This window comes from Ectothiorhodospira sp. PHS-1 (assembly GCF_000225005.1).
Lineage (GTDB): Bacteria > Pseudomonadota > Gammaproteobacteria > Ectothiorhodospirales > Ectothiorhodospiraceae > Ectothiorhodospira.
In genome coordinates this window covers 77,420-100,710 of the sequence record NZ_AGBG01000007.1, presented here as the reverse complement: position 1 = coordinate 100,710, position 23,291 = coordinate 77,420, and the positions used below count along the sequence as shown (strand labels likewise).

Sequence of the window (23,291 nt, the reverse complement as noted above, 5' to 3'; positions counted from 1 at the left end):
GTGCAAAGGCTCATGGTGTGATGTCCCCGACCGGGCCGGTGAGTACGCGAACGTCTTCCCATTCAGCTTCGCTCTTGCGGCAGACCAGGGCCGGCCGTTGTCCATGCTCGCCTTGCACCACCAGGCCGCGGCAGGTGCGTCCGCTGGCGGCGAAGTAGGCGGCTTCGGCGTGGATGAGGACGTCATTGCCCCAAGGACTGTCCGACAGTGCAATGCTGCTGCCGGCGGGGGCCTCATTGAGGAAGCTGTTGAGGGCGGGTGACAGGGCATCCATGGCGTCCGGAGCATGGATGCTGAGCCAGGCGCCTTCGGTGGGCGCGGTCGGCAGGGTGTTGCAGGCCGTCAGGGTGGCCATACAGATCAGGAGGGCCAGGGGGGTGGATCTGGCCGTGTGCAAGGTGTAACCCATGGTGTGCTTGCTTGAGTCCGGTTGCCACTGGAAGTGGGAGGGCGGCTGTGAAGGCCCGCCGGGGTGTGCGGCAGTTTAACCTGTCGGGCCATGGATTTGAACGTGCGCTTCGCGGGCAACATCCCCCCCTTCGTGATAGATAACAGCTTTTTGGGTGATTGAAATCTTCAATTGCATCTATCCGACAGTCTGGGTATTATTGTACCACAACATTTGGAATGCGTCTAAATCACAACCTTTGGAGAAGCCTGTCATGTCCCTGATCAATACCGAAGTCAAGCCCTTCAAGGCCACCGCCTTCCACAACGGCGAGTTCGTCGAGGTGACCGACGAGAGCATCAAGGGCAAGTGGTCGGTGTTCTTCTTCTATCCGGCTGACTTCACCTTCGTGTGCCCCACCGAGCTGGGCGACCTGGCCGACAACTATGCCGAGTTCCAGAAGCTGGGCGTGGAGATCTACAGCGTGTCCACCGACACCCACTTCACCCACAAGGCCTGGCACGACAGTTCCGAAACCATCAACAAGCTGCAGTTCCCGATGATTGCGGACCCGACCCTGACCATTTCCCGCAACTTCGAAGTGCTGATCGAGGAGGCCGGTCTGGCCGAGCGTGGCACCTTCGTGGTGGATCCCCAGGGCGTGATCCAGATCGTCGAGATCAATGCCGGCAACATCGGTCGTAACGCCGAGGAACTGCTGCGCAAGGTGAAGGCGGCCCAGTATGTGGCGGCTCACCCCAACGAAGTCTGCCCCGCCAAGTGGAAGGAAGGGGAGAAGACCCTGGCCCCGTCCCTGGATCTGGTCGGCAAGATCTGAGCCGGGCTGCTCACGCCCATTGAATTGCCCAAATCTCCTATTCCTTGCCCGGGCCGAGTCCCGGGCATTTTTTTATGAGGTCATTCGGCATGCTGGACGCCAATCTGCAGAACCAATTGAAGGCCTATCTGGAAAAGGTCACCCAGCCTTTCGAGATCGTGGCCACCCTGGATGAACGCCCAAAATCCAATGAATTGCTGGAGATGCTGCGGGAGATCACCGCCCTGAGCGACAAGATCTCCCTGCGCACCGACGGTCGGGACGGTCGCCGTCCCTCCTTTGCCCTGGTGCGTCCCGGCGAGAGCGGACGGGTGGTGTTTGCCGGTCTGCCCATGGGCCATGAGTTCACCTCCCTGGTGCTGGCCCTGCTGCAGGTGGGGGGGCATCCGCCCAAGGCCTCGCCCGAGGTGATTGAGCAGATCCGGTCTCTGGAAGGGGAGTTCCTGTTCGAGACCTATTATTCCCTGTCGTGCCAGAACTGCCCCGACGTGGTGCAGGCCCTGAACCTGATGGCGGTGCTCAACCCGAACGTGCGTCACGTGGCCATTGACGGCGCCCTGTTCCAGGACGAGGTGGAGACACGGGAAGTGATGTCCGTGCCCAGCATCTTCCTCAACGGTCAGCCCTTTGATCAGGGCCGCATGAGCCTGGAGCAGATCCTGGCCAGGATCGACAAGGGGGCGGCGGAGCGGGAGGCGAAAAAGCTCAATGAAAAGGCCGCCTTCGACGTGCTGGTGGTAGGCGGTGGTCCCGCCGGCGCCGCGGCGGCCATCTATGCGGCCCGCAAGGGCATCCGTACCGGGGTGGCGGCGGAGCGTTTCGGTGGTCAGGTGCTCGATACCATGGCCATCGAGAACTTCATCTCGGTGCCCCATACGGAAGGCCCCAAGCTGGCGGCGGCGCTGGAAAACCACGTCAGGGAATATGAGGTGGACATCATGAACCTGCAGCGGGCCGCGAAGCTGGTGCCCGCCCAGGGTGAGGCCGGGCTGCACGAGGTGCATTTCGCCTCCGGCGCGGTGCTGCGCAGCAAGACGGTGATCCTGGCCACCGGTGCCCGCTGGCGAGAGATGAACGTGCCCGGTGAGCAGAAGTATCGGGCCAGGGGCGTGGCCTACTGCCCGCATTGCGATGGTCCCCTGTACAAGGGCAAGCGGGTGGCGGTGATCGGCGGCGGCAACTCCGGCGTGGAGGCAGCCATCGACCTGGCGGGCGTGGTGGCCCACGTCACGTTGATCGAGTTCATGACCGAGCTGCGGGCCGATGCGGTGTTGCAGAAAAAGCTGCGCAGTCTGCCCAACGTGGACATCATCACCCATGCCCAGACCATGGAAGTGAACGGTGACGGCAGCAAGGTGACCGGCCTGACCTACAAGGACCGGGACACGGATGCGCTCAAGCGTCTGGATCTGGAGGGGATCTTCGTGCAGATCGGTCTGGTCCCCAACTCCGAATGGCTCAAGGCGTCGCCGGTGGTGTTGTCCGCCCGCGGTGAGATCGTGGTGGATGCCCATGGCATGACTTCGGTGCCCGGGGTGTTTGCGGCCGGGGATGTCACCACGGTGCCCTACAAGCAGATCGTGATTGCGGTGGGCGAGGGCGCCAAGGCGTCGCTGGGGGCGTTTGATTATCTGATCCGGAATTGATCCCGGGTCAGTTCATTCCCCCGCCGACAGGCATCCAGTTCAATCGTGTCGTTTTGTCGGGATCGAACTTCCGTCATTCCCGCGCAGGCGGGAATCCAGTGATGCCGGGAATCCTGGGCTCCCGCTTTCGCGGGAGTGACGGGGAGGTGGGCGTGACGGTGGCAAAATTTTGGTGATGGAAGGGGATTTCTCAACATTTTCCGTGTCCAACCCTGTCAGGCACACCCCATCCACCTGGAGGATCTCCACATGGATTCACGACGCAAACGTGCGGAAGAGGCCCGGCAGAAGATCCTGCAGTCGGGCAACAAGGAACTGATCGACCGGCTGCATTTTCTGGAGGCCACCCAGGGTAATCCTCGGATTGCCGCTCGCGGCCGACGGGGTGCCCCCGGGTTGCTGGGCACCGGCCTGGCCGCCGCCGGCGGGGCCTATCTGGGGACCCTGTTCGCCGGCATGGTCCTGAGTTCACAGATGCAGCAGGCTTTTGCCGACGTGGCCATGGACCTGGGCGTCTCCCCGCTGGACATCGGCCTGGACACCGCCCATCTGGATCTGGATCCCGGTGACATGGGCGCAGACGAAGGCGGTTTCCTTGACGGTTTCGGGGATGACTTTTTTGATATTTGAGTCTCGTCTCCAAGGTTTTGCCTCAGTGACCTAGTGGTCGGACTGATCCTTGCTGCCGCCCATCGGTCCTTTGTCGCCGCCCCTGCACAGGCCGGCTTTCGCAACCCGCAAAACATCCGCGAGCCGATGCTGCATCAATCAACCCTTAGCCGCATCAATCAACCCTTAAATGAGGGGGGTGAACAATCAAGGCGGATGTTGCCGCGGGTGACGTACAATCACGATGGATGTCGCCGTGGACGGGGCATTGACTGGGTAAACACGATCTGCCGCTGGATCACAGGGTAATTTGACTATGCGGCTTGCTCTGAAAAGGGGAGCAGAAGCATGGCGGGGGCGGGACGTCGGTCAGACATGAGACGGGGATTCGAGGGCATCAGGGCACCGGCTTTTTCCCTGCGTCTGCTCATCGGCCTGCCGCTGGTGCTGCTGACCATGATATCCGCCGCGCTGGTGGCCTGGCTGGCGATTCACGATGGTCGGCTGGCCGTGGACGATATTGCGCGTCAGCTGCGCACCGATGTGCTGATCCGGGTGGAAGATCGTCTGACCGGGTATCTGGGCATCCCCCCCGCCGTTAACGAAGCCAATGCCCGGTCCCTGCGCAGCGGTGTGCTGCGACCGGAGGATACCGCCAATGTGCAGCGTTATTTCCACGGTGTTCTCAGTACCCACCCCTCGCTGGCCTACAGCTTCTTCGGCACCGTGGAAGGTGAGTTTTATGGTGCCCGCCGGCTCAGGGACGGGGATATCCAGGTGGTGCGCGCCGGTGCGGTGACCGGTGGGGATTCCCATAACTTTTCCACCAATGATCTTGGGGATGCCCTGGAGCTCAGGCAGGTCTATCCCGGTTTTGACCCTCGCGCCCGGCCTTGGTACCAGGCCGGGGTGGCGGCGGACGGTCCGACCTGGACGCCTATCTACCGGCATTTCGTGATCCACGACCTGGCGCTGACCGCCGCCCAGCCCTTCAAGGACGACGACGGGAATCTGCTGGGTGTCTTCGCCGTGGACTATGTGTTGACTCAGGTGCATGACTTTTTACGCCGCATCGACCTGAGTCCCGGCGTCCTGATTTTCGTCATGCAGAGGGACGGGCATCTGGTTGCTTCGTCGTCGGCGCCCGAGGGCGGGTTTTTTCGGGAGGAGGCCGGCCGTTTCCTGCCATTGCGGGCAGTGGACTCGGGTATTCCAGCGCTGGCGGAGGTTGCCCGTCTGCTGAGTGCCAGGCCCGGCGGCCTGGCGGCCGTCGGGGAGGAGGAACTGCTCACTTTCGACCTGGACGGAGAGCGCCAGTTTCTGCAGGTGAAGCACTTCGCACCGGCACCGGGGCTTGACTGGGTGCTGGGGGCGGTGGTGCCGGAACAGGATTTTCTCGGCAGTATTCACGCCCAGACCCGGGATACCCTGATCATGATCGCAGGCGTATTACTGGCGGCCCTGCTGTTGGGGGTGTGGATCGCGGCCCGTATCGCCTCTCCGCTGGAGCGCCTGGGCATGGACGCGGATCGACTGGCAAGGGGGGACTGGGAACGCACGCCGGGCCATACTTCCATTCGTGAATTCAATCTGCTGGATCAGGCTTTCCAGTCCATGTCCGGGCAGTTGCGTGGTCAGTTCGAGCGCCTGGAATCCCAGGCACGGGTGATCTCCGAGCAGAACGTCCTGCTGGAGCAAAGGGTGGCGCAGCGAACCGAGGAACTGGATCGGGCCTCCAGCCGGTTGCGGGCCTTTTTTGAGAACATCCCTGGCTACATCGTCATCGTCGATGCGGATTTTCGCATCGTGAGCGCCAGTCAGGGCCTGCTGGAGCTGTTCGGTCTCAATCTTTCCTCCGTGCTGGATCAACCTTGTTACCGCATTGCCTGGAACGAGATCGATCCTTGTCCACAGTGTGCATTATCGGAATGTTTTCGTTCCAAAAAACCGGTGGTCCGCTACTCCACGCCCCGGGAAGAAGACCGTTTCGGGGGGAAGGCTTTGCAGATCTTCTCCGGCCCCATCCTGAATGAGGAGGGGGAAGTGATCGGGGGCATGGTCTATTACACCGATATCAGTGACCTGCGGGTCATGGAGCGACAGCTGATCAGTGCCCGTGAGGCGGCGGAGTCGGCCAATCAGGCCAAGAGCGAGTTTCTGGCCCGGATGAGCCATGAGATCCGGACCCCCATGAATGCGATCCTGGGTTTGAGTGAACTGGTGTTGCTCAATCAGCCCGCCGGGCAGTCGCGGGACTTCATGCACATCATCGAGCACTCGGCCCGGCATCTGCTCACGATCATCAACGACATCCTGGATCTGTCAAAGATCGAGGCCGGACGCATGGAACTGGTGGAGGCGGATTTTGATCTTCACCAGGTTCTGGCGGAGGTGATCGAGACCCTGCGTGTGCCGGCCGAGGACAAGGGGCTCGCACTGACACTGGAGTTGGCCCCGGATCTGCCACGCTACCTGAAAGGGGACGCGCACCGATTGACCCAGGTTCTGATCAATCTGATCGGCAATGCCGTCAAGTTCACCCAGCAGGGGTCGGTGCGATTGCAGACCCATTGTCTGGGTAAGCCGGACCAGCGACTGCGACTGGCATTCGAAGTGATCGATACCGGTGAGGGGATTCCCCCGGAACGTCACCGTGAGATCTTTCAGGCCTTCACCCAGGTGGACGGCTCGGCCGGACGCCGCCATGGCGGCACCGGGCTGGGGCTGACCATTACCCGTCAACTGGTGGAGAAGATGGGGGGTGAGATCACGGTGAGCAGTCGTTCGGGAGAGGGCAGCACCTTCCGTTTCACCGTGGCCATGGCCCCGGGCAAGGCAGTGAAGGCATCCGTCCTGCCCGCGGTTGAAACACTGCAGATTCAACCCACCCGCTCCTGGCATGTGCTTTTGGTGGAAGATACCCCGGCCAACGTGGTGGTGGCCGTGCATCTGCTCAAGCGGCTGGGACATCGAGTGACGGTGGCCGACAATGCCCAGGCCGCCTTCGGGTATCTGACAACGGACTGTCCCGATCTGGTCCTGATGGACGTGGAGATGCCGGGGATCAACGGCTTTGAGGCCACTCGCAGAATCAGGCAAGGGCAGGCCGGCGAGGCCTGTCGGGAGCTGCCGGTGATCGCCCTGACGGCCCATGCCCTGAGCGAATACCGGGAACGGGGACTGGCGGCGGGGATGAATGATTATATCTTCAAACCCATCAGTCTGGCCGGGCTGGGACAGGCCATTGACCGGGTGATGGGCGCTCGAACGCCCCGTGAAATCGAGACCCTCTCAGCCGCGGAGGAAGAGACCCTTCCCATCGTGGATCTGTCCGTGGTGCTGCAGCGTTTGGGAGACGACAGTATCCTGTTGATGGATACCCTGTTGACCATCCTGCCCGAGCTACCGGAGCGGCTGGCTGAACTCAGGCAGTCTCTCACGGAGAATGATCTGATCACGGCCCGTCGCATGGCCCATACCTTGAAGGGGCATCTGATGACCATAGGGGCTTGCGCCGCGGCCACGGACCTGGCAAGTATCGAGGCCGGGCTCGGGACCGATCATCACGATCAGGCGCTGGACATGATCGAGACCCTGGATGATGCGTTGCTGCTGATCTACGAACAGCTTCCGGGTGCATTGACGGCCGTGCTGGGCACCTTGCCCCGCCATCGCCAGGTACTTCGGGAAGGTATGCCGAAAGTGGAAGCCTTGCTGGTGGGGATGCGGTCGGAGGCCCTGTCGTCGCTTGAGTGACGGCGGCCCGTCTCCGGGTGAAATTCAGCCCCGTGGCCATTGTTGAGCCACCGGGACCCATCTATGATCGGGGTATGCCCAGATACCCTTCAGCACATCTGCTTATGCTTCAGGCCCTTGTGGGCCTTTCTTCCCGAATTGTCCGGACGCCGGTCGGCGGACCGGCAAGGGGAGGGTGACCATGGCCCGGGGCGTGGCGGCACCGATGCCGCAGGCGGGACTCAACGACTGGAAGGCGGTCTGGAATCGGCTGCTGCCCCTGGATCGACACCGGGCGGTGATCTCCTTTCTGGAACGTCTGCGGGAGCCGGCCTCCCGGCTTGAGCTGGTATGCGACGCCACCCTCAAGACCCTGGCGCGCCGCAAGGGGTTTCGCGTCGAAACCCTCAAGCGCATGAACAACCATCAGCTGGCCGATGTTCTGCTGCCCCATGTGCCGGTGGTTCTGGGGGCGCGGGAATGGACCCTGCTGTTCCTGGGGTACTTCGCCGACTACAAGTCGGCCATCATGTGTCGTTTTCTGGATCTGTGCGGTGTCCCCCATGATGAACGGGGCTTCGTGGTGGGCGGGGACGACAAGATCCATCCCCCCGCCGACATGGTCAAGGCCAAGGACGCCCTGGTGGAGGAGTTCGGGGCCATGGAGGTGGGTGTCTATTTCCATGTGCTCAAGCTGATGGACCCGGATCTGTGGCGGTTTCTGGACCCGGTGCTGCCGGCCCTGGACCAGGCCATGGCGGCGGCGGAAGCGGCCCGACAGAAAGAGCAGTCGATCGTGGTGGAGGAGGTCGCCGAGCGGGCGGTGCTGGATGTCTCGGAGGAGTTCACCCAGCTGGACCGGGTGGTGATGGAACAGATCATCGCCACTCTGGCCGAGGAAGACCGGGCCCTCAAGCCCGACGAATTGGTGGATCTGGTGGAATCGGTACATGCCCTGGATACCAGTCGCAAGCGCAGCTATTTTCACCTGGGTTTTCTCGACGCCCTGTTGCCCGGGCGACGTCCCGACATGGGACGCCCCGAGATGAATGACGAACGACGCCAGTGGTATCTGGCGGGACTGCTCAGCGGCTACGTGCGGCAGCAGAATCATGCCTCGGTCAGGGATGCCCTGCACCGGTATGCCGCCATCTTCCGGGCCGCTTCGTCCACCCCCGGTGGGGCCGGGGCCGGCATGCTCACCGAGGTACATCCCTATTTACTCACCCACGGATTCCAGAACGAGGCCACCCGACTGTTGCGTGGCCAGCGCCGGCACCTGACCCCGGCCACCGCCACGCTGATCCTCCAGTCCGCCACCGATGCCATCCACCGGGGCGATGCAGCCATTGCCAACGTGTTGCTGGTGGAACTGCGGGAGGGCCTGCCCCATGTGGCATTGGACATCACCGAGCGGGCCGCTCTTGAGGCCGGGCTGGGGCGCCGTCTGGGCCAGGCCCTGCAGTTGCAGGGCAATTTCTCCGCGGCGAAGGAGGCCTTTGCCGGGCTGATCGCCGAGGGACGTCTGATGTCGCCCCGGTTGCATGCGGACATGGGGCTGGTGCTGGGGGGCTTTCGTTCCCTGGCCGAACTGGTGTTGCCGCCGGGCCTGGATCGGGTGCGCGCGATCCTGACCCAGCTCCGACAGGGAGAGCGGTATTTCACCGAGGCGGTGGAACGATTCGGGTCGGCGGCCCTGGGGGCTCACTATGCCCTGGGGGTGCGGGATTTTCTGCGCTGGATGGAGACCGACAGCGGTGACGAGGCCCGGGAGCAGGCCCTGATGCATGTGAATGCCGCCCTGATCGGGATGATGACGGAAACCGATGCCCAGGACCCGGAGCGTCCGTTGTTGGTGGATCGCTGCCGTTTCATGCAGGCCGTGCTCATGATGGCTCGGCTGGATGCCGCCTCGGCCCAGGCGGCCATGGAGACCTGGCGGATGCTGCTGGCGCGGGACCCGTCCGCGGCCCCGTGGCCGGAGTGGGGGATGCAGCGTCTGCTGGAATGCGCGGATCTGGTGGATCCGGCCCTGGCGGGAGAGATTGCCGAATCCCTGTGGTGCCGGCACGGACAGGCCGTCCTGCCGCTGATCCACCGGCCGGAATGGTTTGCCCGCTCATCCCGGCTGTTGGATGATCTGCAGATCCTGTGCCGGGATGGCGCTGATCAGCCGCTGCAGGCCCGCTGGGAACGTCTGTCACTGCTGGTGTCGGCGGCCCTGTCGGCGGGGCGGGTGGAGACGGCTCAGGAGGGGCTGGACGGGCTGGAGCACCTGGCCCATGAGGATTCCCGGTTCTGCGAACCCATGCTCGATCTGCTGGAGGCGCCGGCCCGGCTGGATCCGGCCTGGTCGGAGACGGATATCCTGCGCGCCCGGTTCCGCCTGTATCGCCGGTTGGGCCGTGATCCGGAAGCCTTTGCCCAACTCAGGGCCCTGTTCTTTGCCCTGCGCGATGCCCGGCCCCTGGAGGCCGCTCAGACCCTGGCGCTATTCCGCGAGTGCGGCGCGGCCCCGGCCCAGTATGAAGATCTGGTTTTACCCGGTGCCGAGGCGGAACACGACGAGGACAGCGAACTGCTGGAGCAACTGGAGGGCGGGGCCGAGCTGACCGTCTTGTTCGTGGGTGGTAACGAGATCCAGGCCCGGTACAGTGATGACCTGATCCGGGAAATCACCGACCAGTGGCCGGGGGTCCGGGTGGCGTTTCGTCATACCGGCTGGTCTTCCAACTGGGGGCGCGACGTCAATCACCTCAAGCGTCAGGCGGCGGAGGCCGACGCGGTGGTCCTGATGACCATGATGCGGACCACCCTGGGCCGGGTCCTGCGCGAGGCCCTCAATGACCCGCCCCGGCCCTGGATCCCCTGCACCGGCACCGGCCGTCAGGCCCTGCTCCAGAGTATCCGGCATGCCGCCCTGATCGGCCTGCGCACCCGCGGTCGGTCGGTGGTCACCGGGTGATATGCGAACGGAGCTGGGTTCCTACGGCTTGTGTTGCAGGTCCAGCTCCGGTTGCAGTTCGGTACGCGGGTCCAGTTCGGCCGCCACCGCCGAGGTGCGGGTGACCGGCACGAAGCCGGCCTTCTCCTCGGGGGCGACCGGGGGTTCCCGCAGGATTCGCCATAGCGCGAACAGGGACAGCAGCAGGATGATGCTCCCGAACAGCAGGGGCAGCACGCTGATGGATGCAACACTCACCGCAATCCCGGCCAGCAACGGCCCCAGGGTGGCGCCGATGCCGTTGAGCAACAGCAGTCCCTGGGTGCCTTCCAGCACCTGGGTGACATCCAGTCGGTCATGGGTATGGGCCACCGCCAGGGCGTAGAGGCTGAAGGCAAACCCACCGTAGAACAGGGCCGCCACCAGTAGCACCAGCAGTGACTGATCCACGGTCATGAAGATGGCCAGGGCCGCCAGGGCCGCGCCGGCACAGGCAAAGACCAGCACCCAGCGCCGGTCCCGATGGTCGGAGAAAAAGCCGATGGGCCATTGCAGCAGGGCGCCGCCCAGGATCACGGCGCTGACGAAGGCGGCCACCCCCAGGGGTTCGATGCCGGACTGCTGGGCATAGATGGCGCCGAACCCCCAGAACCCGCCCGAGGCGATCCCCGCCACCAGCGCTCCGACCACGCCCACCGGCGTCCTGCCATAGAGGGTCTTCAGCGGCAGGGCCTGGGCCTTGATGGGCGTGGGTTGCAAGGCCGGCGTCAGGGCAATGGGGATCAGCCCCAGGGAGAACAGAATGGCCACCAGGGCATAGCTGGCCAGATGCCCCGGTCCGTAGATCAGTACCAGGAACTGTCCCACGCCCAGCATCACCAGGCAGACCGTCATGTAGAAGGCGAAGATCTGGCCCCGGTTCTGTCGTGCCCGTTCGTTGAGCCAGCTTTCGATGACCATGTAAAGCCCCACCACCGAGATGCCGTTGACGATGCGCAACACCCACCACACCCAGGGATCGAAGATCAGGCCATGGAGCAGGGCGGCGATGGCCGACACGGCGGCCAGGGCGGCGAAGGCGCGGATGTGTCCCACCCGTCGGATCAGGCGGGGGCAGGGAAAGAACCGATGATGAAGCCCATGAAGAAACCGGACATGACCAGGCCGATCAGCCAGCTCGACAGGCCTTCCTGGGCGGCGCTCAGGCCCAGCAGGGTGCCCAGCATGCCGGAGCCGCAGAGCAGGATGCCCATGCCCAGGAGCAGGGTGGAAACGGATGTGAGGGTCGGAAACACGGGCGGCGTCGATGTGAAAGAGGTCAATCCCGAATCTTAGCGTGTCGGGCACATTCTTCCAGTGCCTGTTTCGGGTATAATCCGGTACCTCGCACGCTCGCCCTGTCCTGCCCGGATGGCGAAATTGGTAGACGCAAGGGACTTAAAATCCCTCGGCTTTAAGCCGTGCCGGTTCGAGTCCGGCTCCGGGCACCATCAATCGAAAGCCCGATCTCCCGGTGGGCAGGCCAGTAGGCCGCTGATTTCCTGACTGAGCCGGTCCAGCACCCAGTCGAAGGCTTCTCCGTAGCGTGATTCATAAAAACGCCGGCTGCCGAAGGCCACCGGCGTGGGGTAGAGTACGTCGCCCTTGGCTTCACGGGCCGCTCGGCGCTGCAGGAGCAGTTCTCCGGTGTCACCGGCAAACACGTAGATCTCCACTTCGCTGCGACGAAGGTAGGTGTTGCGGATGAGGCCGACGTTTTCATAGCCGATGTCGATGATCACCCCGGCCAGCAGGTAGTTGACCTCCATCTCCTGGGACAGGCGTCGTGCCCGTTCGCGGATCTCCGGTGCGTGGGGATTGGGGAGTCCGTTCAGGGGTTCCAGCAGCCGACGATGTTCCGCTCGCCGTGGCGGTGTTCCCGTACGGATGGAAAGGCGGTGAAGAATTTCATTGGGCACTCCGGGTTCGATGCCGTTGAGACTGCTGGTGAGCTGCTGATGGGGTTGCAGAAGTGGGAAGTGGACGGCGCCCATCCGGGCATCCGGGTCACCGCACAGGGCCTGTGCGGCGTCCACCCGGATGCGGACATGGTAGATGTCCCCTTCCTGCCATTCCCCGACAATGTCATACCGTGAAATGCGGGCCGCAGTGTCCAGGCGGGTATCGTCCTGGATCACCGCGGCCTCACCCACCTGGGATCGTCCCCTCACCGTGATGCCCAGCTGGGCAGAGGCGTTCCATAGGGCGTCTTCCAGGGCATCCCGCCGGGCTTCGGTGATCGATCTTCCGGCCGAGGACGCCACGCCCTCGGCAAAGATCACGTCAGCCAGCACTGCACCGGGCAGACAGAGCAGGGCCAGCAGCAAGAGCACCTTCATGGCGAACCTCCCGGTCAGCGGGGATAGTAGTGGTAAGGTGCATTGTAACTGCCGGGTCCGTAATTACAGTAGGGACCGGCGCAGTGTTGCCAGTGAGGCTGCGGGGCGGCCCGGCGGACGGGGGCGCAGCCCCAGGCACCGCACTGGTTGGGTACGACGGCAGGGTGATAAGGTGCCGCCGGAGCCACATAAGCCGGGCTTCTGACCGGCGCGCCCACCGGCACCATGCAGGTTTGCGGCTGAGTGACGCAGCTGTAGAACTGGCGACCGACGGTGAGCTCCAGGACAGTCTCGTAGATGTCGTCATCGGCCAGGATGACATCCACCACCCGGGCACCGGTGACCTTGGCATTGACATAGGTGCGGATCTGGTCGTGGCGTGCCGCCATGTCCCTGACGGTGGAACTGCCTTCCAGGTTGATGCCGTAGACACTTTCGGCCAGATTGCGATAGGCATCCAGGCGGCTGGCGCGCATGGCATTGAGCTTGAGTTGTGCCTGGGTCTGATGGACGCTGGGCGTCACGGCGCCGTAGCCGCTGACCCGAATGACCCGGTCTTCATAGTGTCCATGGTAGACGACGGGAGGATGCGCGTAGTGCTGGGCGCAGGCGGAAGTGACGAACGAGAGTATGAGCACGAGCAACAGCAGACTCATCTTTTTCATTTTTATCTCCTTGAGATGGAACCAGCCTTAGTTATTCCTGCAGTGTCCCATCGATCTGCCGACATGACCTCGCCGCGGCCATGCCTCAGCCTATACCCGGGCACTTCGTGGGATATCCGATGAATCTCCCCTTCATTGAAGGTATCGGCCGGGGGCATGGAACTCTTTAGGAATATTCCGATCCTGTCTCCGGCCGTTATTCCCCGGCGTCACTCCCGTATTTATCAGCCGTCATTCCCGCGTTCGCGGGAATGACGGGGTCGGAACATCCATGGCCGGGTCAAGAAAATGAGGGGGAAGCCGACACAGGGGGATATCCGCTCATGGATTCACCATGGAAATTTGATCATCGAAGGGTCAGGTCATGATGCGCAGTGGCGTTGTGTCGGGGCGATGCACCCATCGGCCAGGGTTGCATGGTTTGCTCCTCGGTCTTTGCCTGTTGCTTGTGACGGCGTTCATGCCCGCGCTGGCCGGTGATGATGACCGGCTCCAGGCGGCCAGGACGGCACTGGAGCAGCAGGATCCCCTGCAGGCATTGCGTCATCTGCCGCTGGAATCCCATCGGCTGTCCACGACCCTGGCGCTGCAGTCCTTGGCCATCCGTGCCCAGGCCGAGGCGGCGCTGGGACGTCATCTGGATGCGGTCACCACCTGGAATCGTGCCCATGCCCTGGCGGAGGATGCCGCTTCGCAGGCATGGGCACGGCAGCAACTGATGCACTGGCTGCAAGGGCTGGATACCGCTGAATTACGGGCCCTGAGAAGCCGGGCATCCAGCCCGGATACGGTGAATCGTCTGGATGAGGCGTTGCGCTCACGGGGGATCGAGCCGCCCTCTGCCGTGCGGGTGGCCTTGGTGCCCACGCGGCCGGTCGCGCCGTCTTCGACCGGCTCCCTGCCTGGCACGGTCACCGATGCGGGAACATCGATTTCACAGCGGACGGGCATGGCGGGCAGCGGCTCGCCGCCGCGCCGGATCGCGGTCATCCTGCCCCTGACCGGGCGTTACGGCAGTGTCGCCCGCGGCATCCTGCAGGGGATTGAGGCGGCCCACGAGGACGCCGGCGTCGCCTCGTCCGTCGTGTTGCGTGTCCACGATATGGGTGAGGATGCCGGCGATGTGCTGCGTCATTACGAGGAAGCCGTGCGCGAGGGGGCGGATCTGGTCATCGGCCCCTTGTCCCGGGAGGCCGTGGACCGGCTGGCTGCTCGTCCCGGCGCGTTGCCAGTGCCGGTGCTGGCCCTGAATCATGGGGAAGGACGCAGGCAGTATCCGGCGCATTTTTTCCGTTTCGGCCTCAATCCCGAGGATGAAGCGGTCGAAGCGGCCCAGCGGGCCTTTGCCCAGGGGCACCGACGGGCGGTGGTGATGGTGCCGCGCACGGATCTGGGCGAGCGGCTGCAGGTCGCCTTTCGTGCCCGGTTTGAAGCCCTGGGCGGGGAAGTGCGATCAGTGCAGACCTTTCCCCATCAGGCCACGGACTTTGGCGATGTGATCCGTGCCGGTGTGATGGCGGATGGACAAGGGCGCGGGCGTCGGGATGTGGACATGGTGTTCATCTCCGGCGAACCCCGTCATGCCCGGCTGATCGTGCCCCAGTTGCGTTTCCATCAGGCGGGTGATCTGCCGGTGTTTGCCACCTCCCACGTCTTCTCCGGGCGTATGGATCCGGGTGTGGACCGGGATATGGAGGGTGTGCTGGTGGCCGACATGCCCTGGTTGCTTGGCCAGACCGGTCCCCGGGCCGGCCTGGAGACATCGCTGGATGCCTCCCTGCAGCGATGGCCGCGCATGGGGGCCTTTGGCTATGATGCCTATCGGCTGGGGATGCGGCTGGGCACTTTGCAACAGGGAGGCGGGGAGCGTCTCCATGGTCTGACGGGCACCCTGACCGTGGATGATCAGGGGCGGGTACACCGGACGCCGGAGTGGGCCCGGTTTGTGGATGGTAGCCCCCGGGTGATTTCGGGCTGGCGGCAGTGAGGATCCCGTGTAAGTAGTCGGAATGACGCCGTGGTTGGTTTTGGGTGAGGTCGCGACGGAGCGAACCCCGGCGCCGTGCCGTGGTCGGATGCTGTGGTGGAGAGGATGCCGGCAGGGCGCGCTTCTCCCATTGAACCGGCCCGCTGATTGAAGGAGCTTGAACTCCGTGACCATCCCGGTACCTGATCCGATCCCGTTTTCCAACACCTATGCCCGCCTGCCGGACACCTTTCATGTCCGGCTTGATCCGGATCCGGTGCCTGATCCCTCCCTGATCGAACTCAACCACGACCTGTGTCGGGAACTGGGCATTGATCCTCAGGCTATGAGCCCGGAAGAATGGGGCCAGGTGTTTGCGGGTAACCGCATACTGCCCGGCTCGGAGCCCCTGGCCATGGCCTATGCCGGCCATCAGTTCGGGCATTTCGTGCCCCGGCTGGGGGATGGGCGGGCCATCCTGCTGGGGGAAGTGGTGGATGTGCGGGGGCAGCGTCGGGATATCCAGCTCAAGGGATCGGGCCGTACCCCGTTTTCCCGGGGAGGCGATGGCCGTGCCGCCCTCGGTCCGGTGTTGCGTGAGTATCTGGTCAGCGAGGCCATGCATGCCCTGGGCATCCCTTCGACCCGGGCCCTGGCCGCCGTCTCCACCGGAGAACCGGTGCTGCGGGAAACGGTCCTGCCGGGGGCTGTGCTGACCCGGGTGGCGGCCAGTCATGTGCGGGTGGGGACATTTCAGTATTTCGCCATGCGTGGCGATCGGGCGGCGCTGGGGCAACTGGCGGACCATGTCGCGGATCGTCATTACCCCTGGACCCGTGAGGCGGACCAGCCCGTTCTGGCCTTGCTGGAGGCCATTGTGGAAGCCCAGGCAAGGCTGGTGGCCCTGTGGATGGGGGTGGGGTTTATCCACGGGGTGATGAACACGGACAACATGGCCGTGTCCGGACAGACCATCGATTTCGGTCCTTGCGCCTTCATGGACGTCTATCATCCGGATCAGGTCTTCAGTGCCATCGATAGCCGGGGGCGTTATGCCTATGCCAATCAGCCGGCCATGGCCCAGTGGAATCTGGCCCGATTGGCCGAGACATTGCTGCCGTTGATCGGCTCCGACGAAAATCAGGCGCTGGAATCGGCCACGGATCTGGTAAATTCCTTCTCCGAACGGTTTGCGCGTCACTGGATTGACGTGATGGGCCTCAAGCTGGGGCTGAGCACGGCCGATAAGGGGGACATTGCCCTGATTCAGGGGTTGCTGCAGGCCATGCAGCAGGGCCAGGCGGATTTCACCCTGTGTTTTCGTCATCTGTGTGATGCGGCCGAGGACGAGGGGCAGGATGAGCCGGTTCGTCGCCTGTTCACGCAGCCCGAGGCCTTCGATGCCTGGGCGCGGCAGTGGCGGTCACGCCTGCGCCGGGAGGGAGCGATGTCTCCCGGGGCGCGGGCCGCGCGCATGCGACGGATCAACCCGGCCTGTATTCCCCGCAATCATCGGGTGGAACAGGTGATTGCGGCGGCCGTGGAGGCGGGGGATTTCGGGCCTTTTCGGCGGTTGCTCAAGGTGGTGCGCAATCCCTGGGCACTGGCGGAGGACGACCAGGCCTATGCCCGGCCTCCGGACCCGGCGGAGCGGGTGTACCAGACTTTCTGCGGTACTTGATCGGGGCGGATCCGGGATATCCGGGTTTTGCCTGTCACTTTGCGGTTATGCTGAAATGAGATCATGACGACAGACGATCCCTTCAAGGATGTGCTGGTGATCAGGGATCGACTCCCCCTGGCGATGGAACCGGTGGACGGGATTCCTCCGGCTGAAGAGCTGGCCCGGATCAATGAGGCCAATGAAAGCCTGCTCCGGGTCTGCGCAGGCATGGATGATGTTCAGCCGCGACGGATCGATGACGCCGGTGAGGTGACCCAGGAACTGCTCAGAATCGAGTCGAAGGTCAACCTGCTGGTGGAAATGGTGAGTCTGCTGTTGCATGCCCATGCGCGGATTCCGCCGCCGGTTCCTTTGCGGATTTCCGCCGAAGGCCTGGGCTGGGTCCAGCCGGAGTCCCTGCCGCCCGGGCAGGCCCTGTGCCTGAGCTTTTATCTGTGCCCCCAGTTTCCCCGGCCGCTGACGCTGTATGCCCGGGTGACCTCGTGCGAGGCCGCGGAATCGGGCTATGATCTGAGCGTGCTGTTCCAGGGAATGAGTCCGGCACTCGAAGACGGCATTCAGAAAATGGTGTTCCGGCGCCATCGACGCAGCATCGCCCAGAGCCGGTCCAGGCGTGATGAAACCCCGAACTGAACGGGTCGGGACGGCGGCGCAGGTCAACTGAGCCTTTTCAAAAAGCGGTTATTGTTTCAGACCCATGGAACGGTCCAGGGCGTATATTTATGACACTTCAAGACCCATTATCGACAACCGAAGACGCGGACGGACAGCCTCCACAGTTGCCCGATGTCGTCCTGGTGGTGGCGGGGGATGCCCGGCGCGCCGAACGCATGGAAACCATCCTGGACTTTCTGGGCTGTCGTCCACGGGTGATGTCGCCACGGGAGTGCGGCGCTCATCTGCGGGAGCAGACCCGGAGGGACTGGCTGGCGATCCTGGTCAGCGGTTGCGCCGTGGCGCATGGGGCCGAGCTGGTGGAACCCCTGTCGGCGCTTGATGGATTGCCCCCACTGATCCTGGCGGGTGCCGCCGAGGAATTCTCATCCCTGCCGGATGCGATGCATCCCCGGGTGCTGGGTCGCCTGGACTTCCCCCTGCGTTATCCTGCCTTGTCGGGCAGTCTGCAGACGGCGCGTCATCTGGTGGTCAACGGAGTCTCGCCGGACAAGGTCCGGCATCAGGCGCTCTACCATTCCCTGGTGGGGTATCACCGGACCATGCAGCGTATCCGTGAGCTGATCCAGCAGGTGGCGATGACCGATGCCAATGTGCTGATTCTGGGTGAGACCGGGACCGGCAAGGAGGTGGTGGCCCGCAATGTTCACCAGTGCTCGTCCCGTGGCGGCAAGCCCTTCGTGGCGGTGAACTGTGGCGCCATTCCCGGAGAATTGCTGGAAAGCGAGCTGTTCGGTCATGAAAAGGGGGCCTTCACCGGCGCCATCACCGCCCGTCCCGGTCGCTTCGAGCTGGCCCAGGGCGGCACCCTGTTCCTGGACGAGATCGGTGACATGCCGCTGCCCATGCAGGTGAAGATCCTGCGGGTACTGCAGGAACGTACTTTCGAGCGTGTGGGCAGCACCAGGACGCTGACCACCGATGCACGCATCATTGCCGCGACCCATCGGGATCTGGAGGTGGCGATCCAGGAAGGCACCTTCCGGGAAGATCTGTATTATCGACTCAATGTATTCCCCATCGAGGTACCGCCGCTGCGGGATCGGCTCAGGGACCTGCCCTTGCTGATCGATGAGCTGGTGACCCGGATGGAGGCCGAGGGACGCTCCGGGGTGCGGTTTTCTCCCGCCGCCCTGCGGGTACTGTCCCGTTATGACTGGCCCGGCAACGTTCGTGAGCTGGCCAACCTGGTGGAACGTCTCTCCATCATGTTTCCGGGAGAAACCGTGTCGCCTGATGACCTGCCCGGCAAATTCAGGGCCGGTCTGAGTGAACAGGATCTGCAGACCATCAGTGCGGCCGAGGTCGATGCGCCCGTCACCCTGGAGGCCGGGTTGCCCGAGTCCGGGCTGGATCTCAAGGAGTACATCAGCGATCTGGAGACCCACCTGATCCGGCAGGCCCTTGATCGCTCCGACGGGGTGGTGGCCCATGCCGCCAAGTTACTGGGCATGCACCGGACCACGCTGGTGGAAAAGATGCGGAAATACGGCGTCCAGCGGGATGATATGACGACGGAATCCTGACGCAGTTCTGTTTTTTGTTTTTAAATATCTGTTTTTAATTATTTTTATTTTCTGGCACGTTACCTGCTTATGGAAGGTTGCAGGCCACTCCATCGCCGGTGTTACGTCACCGCCGGGAGGGCCGACAACCGGACCACATTTCGGAGCAGGTGAGATGACCCAGGCAACACTTCTGACAATGGACCCTTCCGGCGGGGCCTTCGAGCTGGTCGCGGAGGACCCGCGGAGCCGGGAACTGGCGGAGCTTGCGCGTCGTGTTGCCGCCTCGGAAGCGACCGTGATGCTCAACGGCGAGTCGGGGGTGGGCAAGGAAGTCTATGCCAGATTCATTCATGCCCACTCTCCCCGCGCCGACGGTCCCTTCGTGGCGGTCAACTGCGCAGCCATTCCCGAAAACATGCTGGAAGCCATGCTCTTCGGCCATGAGCGGGGGGCATTCACGGGGGCCTATGAATCCCGTCCCGGCAAGTTCGAGCTGGCGGAAGGGGGGACCCTGCTGCTGGACGAGATCTCCGAGATGGATCTCTCCCTGCAGGCAAAACTGCTGCGTGTGCTGCAGGAGCGGGAGGTGGAGAGGCTCGGCGGACGGCGTCCCATGCAGATGGATGTCCGGGTGCTGGCCACGTCCAACCGCAATCTCATGCAGGCGGTGGCGGAGGGCAAGTTCCGCGAGGACCTGTTCTACCGGCTCAATGTCTTCCCCCTGGTCATTCCCCCGCTCCGGGAGCGTCCCGGCGACATCCTGCCCCTGGCCCGACGACTGATCTATATCCACGGCCGCGCCATCGACCAGGCCAATCTCACCACCGCCGCCGCGGCACGGCTGATGGATCACACCTGGCCGGGCAACGTGCGCGAGCTGGACAACGTCATCCAGCGGGCCATGATCCTGCGCGACGGAGAGGAACTGGATGCCGTCTCCATCCAGTTCGAGGCCATGGGGAAGGTCGATGCCGTCATGCCCCATGCTTCTGTCCATGCCCCTGTCTCGGAGCCGACGTCCGCCGCCACCCAGCGCCTGGGTGACAGGCTGAGGTCCCGGGAAGAACAACTGATTCTGGATGCTCTCAGGGTGGAAGAGGGCAGCCGCAAGGACGCCGCCGCCCGTCTGGGCATCAGCCCGCGCACCCTGCGCTACAAGCTGGCCAGACTGCGCGATGCCGGCGTGACCATTCCCTATTGACATGCATTGATGCTTGGTCCGCCGATGCGGGCCGGGAGGGTATCGAGATGAGTGACATGCAGATCAACCAAGTGCTTCAGCAGATGCGCGTGCTGGCGGCCAGTGCCGGTCTGGAAGGCCCCAAGGCTGCGGTGCCGCCCCCGGCGCAGCCCAATTTTGCCGCGGCGCTGAAGCAATCCATGGACAAGGTGAACAGTGCCCAGCAGAAGGGCAATCAGCTGGCCACCCGGTTCGAGATGGGGGACCCTGACGTGGATCTGGCCCAGGTGATGATCGCCACGCAAAAGGCCAGCATCTCCTTCGAGGCCACCATGCAGGTGCGCAATCGTCTGGTGTCCGCCTATCAGGACATCATGAACATGCAGGTGTAGGTCCTTTTAAGGAAGCATCATGGCCACTTCACTGACCACGACGTTCAATCAGCAGATGCAGGGTTTCACCAGTCTGCCCCGGCAGAGCCAGGTCGGCTTGCTGGTCGGGGTGGCGGCGGTGGTCGCCCTGGTGGCGAGTCTGTTCCTGTGGGTCACCCGGCCATCCTATGCCGTGCTTTTCCCCGGGTTGGGAGAACGGGAGTCGGCTCAGGTGATGGAGGCATTGGGGCGTCAGGGCATCAACTACCGGATCGACCCCGTGACCGGCGCTCTGACGGTGCCCGCGGGACGGGTACATGAAGCCCGCCTGCAGATGGCGACGGAAGGATTGCCGCGCACGGGGGGATTCGGCTTTGAGCTGATGGAGCAGGATCAGGGGATCGGTACCAGTCGTCTGGTGGAAACGGCCCGTTATCACCGTGCCCTGGAAGGAGAACTGGCCCGTTCGGTATCGACCCTGGCCAGCGTGGAGACGGCTCGGGTGCATCTGGCCATGCCCCGGGAGACCGTGTTCGTGCGTGACCGCACCAAGCCCAGTGCCTCGGTGCTGGTCAATCTCCACCCCGGCAGGACGCTGACGGAACGTCAGGTGGCCGGCATTGTCCATCTGGTTTCGTCCAGCATTCCCGATCTGGAGCCGGAGCGGGTGACCGTGGTGGATCAGCGAGGTCAGTTGCTGACCCCCAGGGACGAGGATGAGGGCATGAACCTCTCCACCCGTAACCTGGAATTCACCCGCCGCATGGAAGAGAGCTATGTCCGACGCATCATGGACATCGTCTCGCCCATTGTCGGACCCGAAGGGGTGCGCGCCCAGGTGTCCGCCGACCTGGACTTTTCCCGTATCGAACGCACGATCGAGAACTATGACCCCGAACTCACGGCCCTGCGCAGCGAGCAACTTGCGGAGGAGGAATCCCGCGGCAGTCTGGGCATGATGGGTATCCCCGGTGCCCTGACCAATCAGCCGCCCGCGGGTGGCGTGCTCGATGCCGAAGGGGAGGGTGTGCTGGGGCCTGATGCCGCCGCCATGCCCGGCTCCAGCAGCCGCCGCATGACCCGTAATTACGAGGTGGATCGCACCATCAGCCACGTCCGCGAGGCGCCCGGTACCGTGCGTCGCCTGTCGGTGGCGGTGGTACTGGATTTCCGTGATCAGTTGAATGAGGATGGGGAGATGGTGCGCGAGCCCATCCCCCAGGAAGAACTGCAGCGCATCGAGAACCTGGTGCGCGAGGCGGTGGGTTTTGATGCCCGTCGCGGCGACAGTGTCAATGTCATGAACGCCCCGTTCCGCGCCGTGGCCGAGCCTGATCCCTTCCCCGCGCCGGTGATCTGGCAGGAGCCCTGGGCTCAGGATCTGGCAAGAATGGCACTGGTGGCGCTGGTAGCCCTGTTGCTGATCCTCCTGGTGGTCCGTCCCATGCTCAAGGGACTGGCCGCCAAGGGGGCGCCGGAAACGAAAGAAGAAGCGGAGGAGCGCAAGCGCCTGGAAGGTGAAGGACTGGGAGAAGATCAACTCAGCCTGACCCACGAGGGCGCCGGTGAACCTCAGGCCCTGCCGGGCAAGAAGCCGGCAAGCTATGAAGAAAATCTGCAGCGGGTGCGCGAACTGATCAAGGAAGATCCCAAACTGGTGGCTCAAGTGGTGAAGAACTGGGTGGCTGAAGATGGATCCTAAAAGTAATCTGTCGGGGCCCGATCGGGCCGCGGTTTTCCTGATGAGCCTGGGCGAGGAATCGGCCGCCCAGATCCTCAAGCACATGGGTCCCAAGGAGGTACAGCGGATCGGAACTGCCATGGCCTCCTTGTCCAATGTCTCCAAGAAGGAGGTGGGCGAGGTGCTGGATGACTTCATCGCCGTGGTGGAGGAGCAGACCGCGCTGGGCATGGGGTCGGACGAGTACATCCGCAGCGTGCTCACCTCCGCCCTGGGCAAGGACAAGGCGGACGGGGTGATCGACCGGATCCTGTTGGGACGCAACTCCAAGGGGCTTGAATCCCTGAAGTGGATGGACCCCCGCGCCGTGGCCGAGGTCATCCGGCTGGAACATCCGCAGATCATCGCCATCGTCCTGTCCTATCTGGATCCGGACCATGCCGCCGCCGTGCTGTCCTTCCTGCCGGATCGTACCCAGCCGGACATCCTGATGCGCATTGCCACCCTGGATGGGGTGCAGCCGGCGGCACTGATGGAGCTGGACGAGATCCTGGAATGTCAGTTTGCCGGCAACCTGAACGTCAAGTCCTCGTCGGTGGGCGGCGTGAAGAGTGCCGCCAACATCCTCAATTTCATGGACTCCGCCAAGGAAGGCATGATCATGGACAAGGTCCGGGATCTGGACGAGGGCCTGGGACAGAAGATCCAGGATCTCATGTTCGTGTTCGCCAACCTGGTGGATGTGGACGATCGCGGTATCCAGTCCCTGTTGCGGGAGGTGTCCACCGATACTCTGGTTCTGGCCCTCAAGGGTGCCGACGACGCGGTCAGGGACAAGATCCTCCGGAACATGTCCAAGCGCGCCGCCGAGATGCTGCAGGACGACCTGGAGGCGAAGGGGCCGGTGCGTCTGAGCGAGGTGGAGGTCGCGCAGAAGGAAATCCTGAGCATCGCCCGGCGCATGGCCGAGTCCGGCGAGATCGTGCTCGGCAACAAGGGCGCCGAGCAGATGGTCTAGTCCGG

At 63.6% G+C, this 23,291-nt stretch carries 18 protein-coding genes and 1 tRNA gene; 14 read left to right on the top strand and 5 right to left on the bottom strand.

The annotated features are described in order from the left end of the window. Positions 1-10 precede the first annotated feature (10 nt). Positions 11-397, bottom strand: coding sequence for a DVU3141 family protein (locus ECTPHS_RS04750; RefSeq protein WP_040405197.1), 387 nt, complete (start codon positions 395-397; stop codon positions 11-13). 265 nt (positions 398-662) lie between these two features. Here ECTPHS_RS04750 and ahpC point away from each other — a divergent pair, with 265 nt between their 5' ends. The 5 genes from ahpC to ECTPHS_RS04725 all read left to right on the top strand — a co-directional run bounded on the left by ahpC (position 663) and on the right by ECTPHS_RS04725 (position 10,181). Then, positions 663-1,226 (top strand): alkyl hydroperoxide reductase subunit C, encoded by a 564-nt coding sequence (gene ahpC / locus ECTPHS_RS04745; RefSeq protein ID WP_008931554.1) that lies wholly within the window; start codon positions 663-665, stop codon positions 1,224-1,226. An 89-nt stretch (positions 1,227-1,315) separates the two neighbouring features. Further along, entirely contained in the window at positions 1,316-2,872 is a 1,557-nt protein-coding gene (ahpF, locus tag ECTPHS_RS04740) for an alkyl hydroperoxide reductase subunit F (RefSeq protein WP_008931553.1), read from the top strand. A gap of 249 nt (positions 2,873-3,121) precedes the next feature. Beyond that, positions 3,122-3,502 (top strand): hypothetical protein, encoded by a 381-nt coding sequence (locus tag ECTPHS_RS04735; protein ID WP_008931552.1) that lies wholly within the window; start codon positions 3,122-3,124, stop codon positions 3,500-3,502. A 354-nt stretch (positions 3,503-3,856) separates the two neighbouring features. Continuing rightward, entirely contained in the window at positions 3,857-7,237 is a 3,381-nt protein-coding gene (locus ECTPHS_RS04730; RefSeq protein ID WP_008931551.1) for an ATP-binding protein, read from the top strand. Positions 7,238-7,418: 181 nt separating this feature from the next. Beyond that, positions 7,419-10,181 carry a hypothetical protein gene (locus ECTPHS_RS04725; protein ID WP_008931550.1) on the top strand — a complete coding sequence of 921 codons (2,763 nt, stop codon included), beginning with the start codon at positions 7,419-7,421 and terminating at the stop codon, positions 10,179-10,181. A gap of 21 nt (positions 10,182-10,202) precedes the next feature. Here ECTPHS_RS04725 and ECTPHS_RS04720 read toward each other — a convergent pair whose 3' ends face one another. Continuing rightward, on the bottom strand, positions 10,203-11,255 hold the full coding sequence (locus ECTPHS_RS04720; RefSeq protein WP_008931549.1) for an MFS transporter: 1,053 nt from the start codon (positions 11,253-11,255) through the stop codon (positions 10,203-10,205). Between the two features lie 8 nt (positions 11,256-11,263). After that, positions 11,264-11,455 (bottom strand): hypothetical protein, encoded by a 192-nt coding sequence (locus ECTPHS_RS15095; protein ID WP_008931548.1) that lies wholly within the window; start codon positions 11,453-11,455, stop codon positions 11,264-11,266. 109 nt (positions 11,456-11,564) lie between these two features. On the opposite strand from ECTPHS_RS15095, the gene ECTPHS_RS04715 reads away from it, so the two are divergent. Beyond that, positions 11,565-11,650, top strand: a tRNA-Leu gene (locus tag ECTPHS_RS04715). On the opposite strand, the gene ECTPHS_RS04710 is transcribed toward ECTPHS_RS04715, so the two are convergent. Beyond that, positions 11,651-12,538 (bottom strand): flagella assembly protein FlgT middle domain-containing protein, encoded by an 888-nt coding sequence (locus tag ECTPHS_RS04710; protein ID WP_008931547.1) that lies wholly within the window; start codon positions 12,536-12,538, stop codon positions 11,651-11,653. A 14-nt stretch (positions 12,539-12,552) separates the two neighbouring features. After that, positions 12,553-13,203: an LPP20 family lipoprotein gene (locus ECTPHS_RS13910; RefSeq protein ID WP_008931546.1), complete on the bottom strand. Its 651-nt coding sequence runs from the start codon at positions 13,201-13,203 to the stop codon at positions 12,553-12,555. Positions 13,204-13,663: 460 nt separating this feature from the next. On the opposite strand from ECTPHS_RS13910, the gene ECTPHS_RS04700 reads away from it, so the two are divergent. The 8 genes from ECTPHS_RS04700 (at position 13,664) to fliG (ending at position 23,286) form a co-directional block, all read left to right on the top strand. Further along, a complete protein-coding gene (locus ECTPHS_RS04700) occupies positions 13,664-15,190 on the top strand; it encodes a penicillin-binding protein activator (RefSeq protein WP_008931545.1) in 1,527 nt (508 codons plus the stop codon). 166 nt (positions 15,191-15,356) lie between these two features. Further along, on the top strand, positions 15,357-16,850 hold the full coding sequence (locus tag ECTPHS_RS04695) for a YdiU family protein (RefSeq protein WP_008931544.1): 1,494 nt from the start codon (positions 15,357-15,359) through the stop codon (positions 16,848-16,850). Between the two features lie 63 nt (positions 16,851-16,913). Next, positions 16,914-17,486: a PilZ domain-containing protein gene (locus ECTPHS_RS04690; protein WP_008931543.1), complete on the top strand. Its 573-nt coding sequence runs from the start codon at positions 16,914-16,916 to the stop codon at positions 17,484-17,486. Positions 17,487-17,632: 146 nt separating this feature from the next. Then, complete coding sequence (locus tag ECTPHS_RS04685; protein WP_008931542.1) at positions 17,633-19,054, top strand: sigma-54 dependent transcriptional regulator; 1,422 nt, start codon at positions 17,633-17,635, stop codon at positions 19,052-19,054. A 154-nt stretch (positions 19,055-19,208) separates the two neighbouring features. Next, positions 19,209-20,237: a sigma-54-dependent Fis family transcriptional regulator gene (locus tag ECTPHS_RS04680; RefSeq protein WP_141565257.1), complete on the top strand. Its 1,029-nt coding sequence runs from the start codon at positions 19,209-19,211 to the stop codon at positions 20,235-20,237. A 47-nt stretch (positions 20,238-20,284) separates the two neighbouring features. Beyond that, positions 20,285-20,608 (top strand): flagellar hook-basal body complex protein FliE, encoded by a 324-nt coding sequence (gene fliE, locus ECTPHS_RS04675; protein ID WP_008931540.1) that lies wholly within the window; start codon positions 20,285-20,287, stop codon positions 20,606-20,608. Between the two features lie 19 nt (positions 20,609-20,627). Then, the gene (gene fliF / locus ECTPHS_RS04670; RefSeq protein ID WP_008931539.1) at positions 20,628-22,289 is read left to right on the top strand and encodes a flagellar basal-body MS-ring/collar protein FliF; all 1,662 of its coding nucleotides are present in this window, start codon (positions 20,628-20,630) and stop codon (positions 22,287-22,289) included. Further along, positions 22,273-23,286 (top strand): flagellar motor switch protein FliG, encoded by a 1,014-nt coding sequence (fliG, locus tag ECTPHS_RS04665; RefSeq protein WP_371200067.1) that lies wholly within the window; start codon positions 22,273-22,275, stop codon positions 23,284-23,286. Before fliF ends, fliG begins: the two co-directional genes overlap by 17 nt. Positions 23,287-23,291 lie beyond the last annotated feature (5 nt).